9 protein-coding genes and 2 pseudogenes are annotated in these 6948 nt (G+C 47.5%); 9 read left to right on the top strand and 2 right to left on the bottom strand.

What is annotated here, in order from left to right:
• Nucleotides 1-76: 76 nt before the first annotated feature.
• Both FC814_RS13545 and FC814_RS13535 read left to right on the top strand, forming a co-directional pair.
• Nucleotides 77-457 (top strand): annotated as a pseudogene (locus FC814_RS13545) (hypothetical protein); the annotation flags it as partial.
• A gap of 462 nt (nt 458-919) precedes the next feature.
• Nucleotides 920-1420 (top strand): antirestriction protein ArdA, encoded by a 501-nt coding sequence (locus FC814_RS13535; protein ID WP_021545156.1) that lies wholly within the window; start codon nt 920-922, stop codon nt 1418-1420.
• 309 nt (nt 1421-1729) lie between these two features.
• Here the strand turns inward: FC814_RS13535 and FC814_RS23175 are convergent.
• A pseudogene (locus FC814_RS23175) lies at nt 1730-1903 on the bottom strand (hypothetical protein); the annotation flags it as partial.
• 296 nt (nt 1904-2199) lie between these two features.
• Between FC814_RS23175 and FC814_RS13520 the strand changes: the two are divergent.
• Both FC814_RS13520 and FC814_RS13515 read left to right on the top strand, forming a co-directional pair.
• A complete protein-coding gene (locus FC814_RS13520; RefSeq protein WP_001272251.1) occupies nt 2200-2496 on the top strand; it encodes a hypothetical protein in 297 nt (98 codons plus the stop codon).
• A 109-nt stretch (nt 2497-2605) separates the two neighbouring features.
• Nucleotides 2606-3427 carry a DUF932 domain-containing protein gene (locus FC814_RS13515; protein WP_001234441.1) on the top strand — a complete coding sequence of 274 codons (822 nt, stop codon included), beginning with the start codon at nt 2606-2608 and terminating at the stop codon, nt 3425-3427.
• 296 nt (nt 3428-3723) lie between these two features.
• Here FC814_RS13515 and FC814_RS13510 read toward each other — a convergent pair whose 3' ends face one another.
• A complete protein-coding gene (locus FC814_RS13510) occupies nt 3724-4326 on the bottom strand; it encodes a transglycosylase SLT domain-containing protein (RefSeq protein ID WP_072205450.1) in 603 nt (200 codons plus the stop codon).
• A gap of 321 nt (nt 4327-4647) precedes the next feature.
• Here FC814_RS13510 and traM point away from each other — a divergent pair, with 321 nt between their 5' ends.
• The 5 genes from traM to traL all read left to right on the top strand — a co-directional run bounded on the left by traM (nt 4648) and on the right by traL (nt 6941).
• Nucleotides 4648-5031, top strand: coding sequence for a conjugal transfer relaxosome DNA-binding protein TraM (gene traM, locus FC814_RS13505; RefSeq protein WP_000124981.1), 384 nt, complete (start codon nt 4648-4650; stop codon nt 5029-5031).
• A 190-nt stretch (nt 5032-5221) separates the two neighbouring features.
• On the top strand, nt 5222-5908 hold the full coding sequence (locus tag FC814_RS13500; RefSeq protein WP_015059009.1) for a PAS domain-containing protein: 687 nt from the start codon (nt 5222-5224) through the stop codon (nt 5906-5908).
• Between the two features lie 93 nt (nt 5909-6001).
• Nucleotides 6002-6229, top strand: a complete 228-nt coding sequence (gene traY / locus FC814_RS13495) for a conjugal transfer relaxosome protein TraY (protein WP_001254386.1) — start codon at nt 6002-6004, stop codon at nt 6227-6229.
• Nucleotides 6230-6262: 33 nt separating this feature from the next.
• Nucleotides 6263-6625 (top strand): type IV conjugative transfer system pilin TraA, encoded by a 363-nt coding sequence (gene traA, locus FC814_RS13490; protein ID WP_000340273.1) that lies wholly within the window; start codon nt 6263-6265, stop codon nt 6623-6625.
• A gap of 4 nt (nt 6626-6629) precedes the next feature.
• Nucleotides 6630-6941 carry a type IV conjugative transfer system protein TraL gene (traL, locus tag FC814_RS13485; protein WP_000012106.1) on the top strand — a complete coding sequence of 104 codons (312 nt, stop codon included), beginning with the start codon at nt 6630-6632 and terminating at the stop codon, nt 6939-6941.
• The last annotated feature ends 7 nt before the right edge of the window (nt 6942-6948 follow it).

Genomic DNA, 6948 nt, shown 5'->3' with positions numbered 1-6948 from the left:
ACCATTTGATCATATGACAAGATGTGTATCCACCTTAACTTAATGATTTTTACCAAAATCATTAGGGGATTCATCAGTACCAGGTGGCTTTTCACCGGAAGAAGCGCAGGAACTCCTGGATAATCTGGTGCGCAGCCATATCAGCAAGGCGCTGTCGGGTGAGCGAATGGCAGCCCGTGACAGAAATGCCGATCTGACCTGGATTCGCCAGCAACTGGTCGATGCCGCCTGGTTTGTCCGTGCCACACTGGAAGCGCATGGGATGGGCGTCGGAAATGAGAGTCCCTCTGCTCCGCCGGAGACAATGCCGGACATACAGACACGGGAACTGGTTATGTTGATCAAGCGACTGGCATCATCGCTGAAAGCGGTGAAACCCGACAGTAGCGTGGTGCGTGAAGCGCAGGACTGGCTGTGCGACAGAAAACTTGTGGATATCACAGATATTCTCCGGTGAACCAGACATGTATATTTTACGCAGGGACACGCCGATCATGATCGTTTCATATCAGGGGTGGTCTGGAGGTCATGCGGCGTGTCCTCTGCACTCGCCGGAATAAGGAAGTCGCCGGCGGCTCCGCTTTTACCCGGCCATGCGGGGCATGGCCTTGTGGGTTTTCAGCTCTGTGGCCTCAGCGTCGTGTGCGGGCTGTGCCGTGCCTCCATCTTAGCCGGGCTGGCAGGGATGCAAGGGTACGCTTCGCCGCTGCGGTCACCCGGTCCCTCCTTCCCGTCTGCCGTGATTTTCCGGTCGTTCACCCGCTCAGATTTCGCGGTCTCACCCTCCAACTCCCGCCAGCCGTGTGCGTCAGGCTGCGGCTTCCCTTGCGCCCTGTGCATCCCCGCCTTATCGCCCGGCTTTTATGGAGGCACGGCACCGCCCGGTGCCGCAGAACATGTGACTATGGAGGATTCGGGAATGTCTGTTGTTGCACCTGCTGTATACGTTGGAACCTGGCACAAATACAACTGTGGAAGCATCGCCGGACGCTGGTTTGACCTGACCACGTTTGATGATGAGCGCGACTTTTTCGCCGCCTGCCGTGCTCTTCACCAGGATGAAGCCGATCCTGAACTGATGTTTCAGGATTATGAGGGATTCCCGGGGAATATGGCCTCTGAATGCCATATCAACTGGGCCTGGGTTGAAGGCTTCCGCCGGGCACGGGATGAAGGCTGCGAAGAGGCTTATCGTCTCTGGGTGGAGGATACCGGTGAGACGGATTTTGACACCTTCCGCGATGCCTGGTGGGGCGAGGCTGACAGTGAGGAGGCTTTTGCGGTTGAGTTCGCCAGTGATACCGGCCTGCTGGCTGACGTGCCGGAGACGGTGGCGCTCTATTTTGACTATGAGGCGTATGCGCGGGATTTATTCCTGGACTCCTTCACCTTTATTGACGGTCATGTGTTCCGTCGGTGATTTACTCCCCCGCTCCGGCGGGGGTATGGCCTGCCAGGCCGCCGGAAAACCCTGGCAGGCTTACGCCTGCCTGAAATGCAGGAGGGCCGCGCCTGCGGCGCTGCCCTTCCTGCCCGTCATGGTGTGAGGCATTTTTCTGTTATGTCGTTTCTGTTGTTCTGATTTCCGGAGGCGGGGACACCTTCGGCTCCCGGCTGCCTGGCGGCATCCGGTCGTCAGGCCCGACTCCGACAGGCAGCTGCTGGCGCACCCGCCAGTCTCCGCCGAACCCGCTGGCGCGGTTTCGGGCTGTCGCTACGGTCCGATGCGTGAAAACCCCGGGCTTGCAGCGACCGTTCCGGTCGCGCCGCCTCTGTCGTGCCGTGGCCTGCGCTCCTGGCATCCCGGCAAAAGGCCGCCGGGATGTAAGGCGCAACGCCGTTTCGCAAACCGCGCTTCACGTCGTTGCGGCGGGTCCCTGCCCGTTGTTCTGTCCGGTGCCATTCACCTGTTTAAGCCCCTGTCGCCGGGGGCATAGACAGCCACAACCTGCCGCACCTGTCCAGGGTAAATGAACAGCCCACAAAATTTTTCACCCAAAACCCGGTAAAAAATTTTGCGTTCTGCCCAGGACAGGTGCGTCAGGCCGTGGCAGTGATGCCCCTTGCGGCGAAGGTTCTCAAACAGGTGATGGTGAATACCGGAGGGAACAAAAGGCAGGTCCCCGCAAAACGTCAAAACCGCGGCTCCCGAAACTCAACAGATGATGGGGGCTGAAAACATCAGATACAGGAGGAATTATGAGCGCATTTTCTTTTAACACCACTTATCAGCCAACAGGCGATCAGCAGAAAGACGCAATCGCACAAATCGGGATCATGCAGAATCGTGCTGTTCAGGCAAATCTTGCATATCAGAGCTGCCGGGATTCTGGTGCACTCTTTAAGGTGCTCCACCAGGTCAATAATGAGCTGCATGACTTACTGGATAGCCTGGAGAATCATACTCCTCTTGTCAGAAAAAACGCTGATGAGTTGATCGCGCTGTTACTGCTTTTCACCCGGCAGGTTGGTCAGTCCCGAACTGACCTGATTTGATGGTCCTTCCCCTCGGAATTGTTGTCTTTTTGTTAACGATAACCGAGGGGGATGATATTAAGCGAAAAAACTTTTATTAATTTTATGCCTTCATAAAGGAGTTACTGTTATGCGATTAGCTTCCCGTTTTGGTCGATATAATTCTATTCGCCGTGAGCGCCCGTTAACGGATGACGAATTAATGCAGTTTGTTCCATCTGTCTTTTCTGGTGATAAACATGAATCCCGGAGTGAGCGTTATACATATATCCCAACCATCAATATCATCAATAAGTTACGTGATGAAGGTTTCCAGCCGTTCTTTGCCTGTCAGAGTCGGGTTCGTGATTTAGGACGCCGCGAATACAGTAAACATATGTTACGTCTTCGCAGGGAAGGGCATATTAACGGGAAAGAAGTTCCTGAAATTATCCTGCTTAATTCACATGATGGTTCATCCAGTTATCAGATGATCCCAGGAATTTTTCGTTTTGTCTGCACAAATGGCCTGGTGTGTGGGAATAATTTTGGCGAAATCCGCGTTCCACATAAAGGTGATATTGTCGGGCAGGTTATTGAGGGAGCGTATGAAGTGCTCGGTGTCTTTGATAAAGTCACTGAAAATATGGAGGCAATGAAAGAGATACATCTTAACAGTGACGAACAACATTTATTTGGCAGAGCTGCATTGATGGCCAGGTACGAAGATGAAAATAAAACGCCAGTGACGCCAGAACAAATAATTACTCCCCGCCGTTGGGAGGATAAACAGAACGATCTCTGGACAACCTGGCAGCGGGTTCAGGAGAATATGATAAAAGGTGGATTATCGGGGCGAAGTGCCTCCGGTAAAAATACCAGAACAAGAGCCATTACAGGCATTGACGGTGATATCCGAATCAACAAAGCATTATGGATGATTGCCGAAAAGTTCAGGGAGTGGAAGTCATGATAATATAAGTAAAGCCCCGAAAAATTTTTCGGGGCTTTACTTATATTATCATCCTGCGGCATTGCTGTGTCGTCTGATAGGCCTCAATTTCATCAACTGGCTTTTCGGTAGTCTGTAAATATTGTGCCCGCGAAAAATGGTCTGGCAGGAGGCTGCGCAGTTACCGGATATATATAAGATGGGGTCCCGCTTTGCGGGGCTTCGGCCAGTCAGCATTATCACTCATATGATATTTTTGTGTGTGGCCTTCCATGCCGCTGTCGCGGCATAACCGGTATTTGACAATGTATACAATATTAATTGTTCTGCACACTGTTAATTTGGGAAAGTGATTTCTTCGTGGTCGGAACCCGGATGCCTTTACTGCTCTTTATCCAGGTATAAATCCGGTAAACCTCTGATGCGTAGGCAAGACGTCTCTGGTTCTGGCGTTCGGTCTTCCTGAATCCGGCATTGTATGCACCAACGGCCTCCCAGGAGACTCCCCATTTTTTAAAGGCTATTGCCAGATAATAAGCACCGGTATAAATGTTCATGCAGGGATCTGTTGTCAGATGTTCCGGCTTAATTCCATAGCGGGCCAGTTCGTTAAAATGCTGGGAATCTACCTGCATCAGTCCGCTGCCATATCCCGTTACCGGATTAATACCAATGGCATTAACCCGGTAACGGGATTCTTTCCATGATATCGCTCTCAGTAAATCCGGGTCTATTTTGTAATCCCGACCTGCAAGATCAAAGCAATCGGCGGCTTCGCAGATCCCATTTATAAACATCAGGCAGATTGCTAACATCCATTTTTTCATTTTTCCACCTCTGGTGACTTTATCCGTAAATAATTTAACCCACTCCACAAAAAGGCTCAACAGGTTGGTGGTTCTCACCACCAAAAGCACCACACACTACGCAAAAACAAGTTTTTGCTGATTTGCTTTTTGAATCATTAGCTTATGTTTTTAATAATGTATTTTAATTTATTTTACATTATTAAATAGGGTCGTTGACGACCCTATGGCGACCCTATGGCGACCCTTGTTAGGGTCAGTACTGACAAATTTTATGAAAAACATTTGGATATATTAGGGCCGCCCCTAGCAGCGCCGTGCGTTTTTTTATAGTATGCCCCTAGGGGCGCTGCTAGGGGTGCTCTTCTTTTTTCAGACCAAACTATGAGTAAATGAAATAAAACACTTGTTTCAGAATATAAAAGGTACTGTCTTATGGCCAGAGTAAATCTGTATATCAGTAATGAGGTTCATGAAAAAATTAACATGATTGTTGAAAAGCGTCGTCAGGAGGGAGCAAGAGATAAAGATATAAGCCTTTCAGGAACTGCTTCAATGCTTCTTGAATTGGGGCTTCGCGTATATGATGCACAGATGGAGCGTAAAGAGTCTGCGTTTAACCAGACAGAGTTTAATAAACTTCTTCTTGAATGTGTTGTAAAAACACAGTCAACGGTGGCAAAGATTTTAGGTATTGAGTCTCTCAGTCCTCATGTCTCCGGAAACCCGAAGTTTGAATATGCCAGTATGGTTGACGATATCAGAGAGAAAGTGTCTGTTGAGATGGACCGGTTTTTTCCAAAAAATGATGATGAATAAATGAAAATGAAGTTTGAGTTGGTTCAAATATAAGAATTTTTATGATTCAAAAAGATGACAATACGTCAGATAATTAGTATATTAATTACGTGGTTAATGCCACGTTAAAAATTGAAACTGAAAATCGCCGATGCAGGGAGGTCTGAACTCCCTGCATCGACTGTCCATAGAATCCTTAACGGAGGTTCCTATGTGTGCGCTGGATCGTAGAGAAAGGCCACTTAACAGTCAATCTGTAAATAAGTACATCCTTAACGTTCAGAATATCTACAGAAATTCTCCCGTTCCGGTTTGTGTCCGTAACAAAAACCGGAAAATCCTTTATGCCAATGGGGCTTTTATTGAACTCTTTTCCAGAGAAGATAAACCCTTATCCGGAGAGAGTTATATACGTCTGCAGGTTGAAATTTTTCTTTCATCACTTGAATTGGAATGCCAGGCTCTTGGACATGGCTCTGCATTTTGTCGTCGTTTTAATTTTCATGGCGAAATCTATCAGATAAGGATGGAGAATGTTTCTTTTTATAATGACGAATCTGTTGTTTTATGGCAAATTAATCCGTTTCCTGATTATCCATTTTTTGCGTTAAGTCAGAGTGGAAGTAATACAAATACTTCTGATAAATTAACGATATGGAATGATCTTTCCCCCGGGACATTGCTTGTTTTCTCTTTTTATATGCTGGGTGTTGGTCATGCAACAATTGCCAGAGAATTGGGTATTACAGACAGAGCATCTGAGGATCGAATTAAACCAGTTAAACGGAAAATAAAAGAATTTTTTGAACACTTTGATTTATTCAGAGTGTCATGTATCTATAAAGGGAAAATAGATTTGCTATTAAATATAATTCGTGAATTTTATAGCGTTAAGTAAATGTTAAATAAGGCACGCCAATTTTGGCGTGTTTTTTTTCGTCGGTTTCTGTGCAATCATAATTTTATTAGTCGGGAAACAGAGGTGAATTGAGTGAGGAGGCGTAACGCGAGAGGCGGTATAAGCAGAACAGTCTCGGTGTATCTCGATGAAGATACAAATAACCGACTTATTAAGGCCAAAGATCGTAGTGGAAGAAGTAAAACGATAGAAGTCCAGATCCGTCTCAGAGATCATCTGAAACGATTTCCTGATTTCTATAACGAAGAAATATTCAGGGAGGTGACCGAAGAGAGCGAGTCAACATTTAAAGAACTTTAGTTTTTATCTATCAATATTAAACAGAGGAATCATATGGACGCCGTTTTAAGTGTTCAGGGTGCTTCTGCGCCCGTCAAAAAGAAGTCGTTTTTTTCTAAATTCACTCGTCTGAATATGCTTCGCCTGGCTCGCGCTGTGATCCCGGCTGCTGTTCTGATGATGTTCTTCCCGCAACTGGCAATGGCAGCACAGGGCCAGGACCTGATGGCAAGCGGTAACACCACGGTTAAGGCGACCTTCGGTAAGGACTCCAGTGTTGTTAAATGGGTCGTTCTGGCTGAAGTTCTGGTCGGTGCGGTCATGTACATGATGACCAAAAACGTCAAGTTCCTGGCCGGTTTTGCCATCATCTCTGTATTTATTGCTGTGGGTATGGCCGTCGTTGGCCTGAAATAAAACGATGTCGGGAGACGAGAATAAACTTAAGAAATATCGTTTCCCGGAAACACTGACCAACCAGAGCCGCTGGTTTGGCCTGCCACTGGATGAACTGATCCCCGCAGCAATCTGTATTGGCTGGGGTATCACAACATCGAAATATCTGTTCGGTATTGGTGCAGCGGTTCTGGTTTATTTCGGGATTAAAAAACTGAAAAAAGGGCGGGGCAGTTCCTGGTTACGTGATCTGATTTACTGGTATATGCCAACAGCCCTGCTGCGCGGTATTTTTCATAATGTTCCCGATTCGTGTTTCCGGCAGTGGATTAAATAGAACTGAT

It is taken from the genome of Escherichia sp. MR (genome assembly GCF_005280595.1).
GTDB lineage: Bacteria > Pseudomonadota > Gammaproteobacteria > Enterobacterales > Enterobacteriaceae > Escherichia > Escherichia ruysiae.
This window is presented reverse-complemented; position numbering and strand designations above follow the sequence as displayed.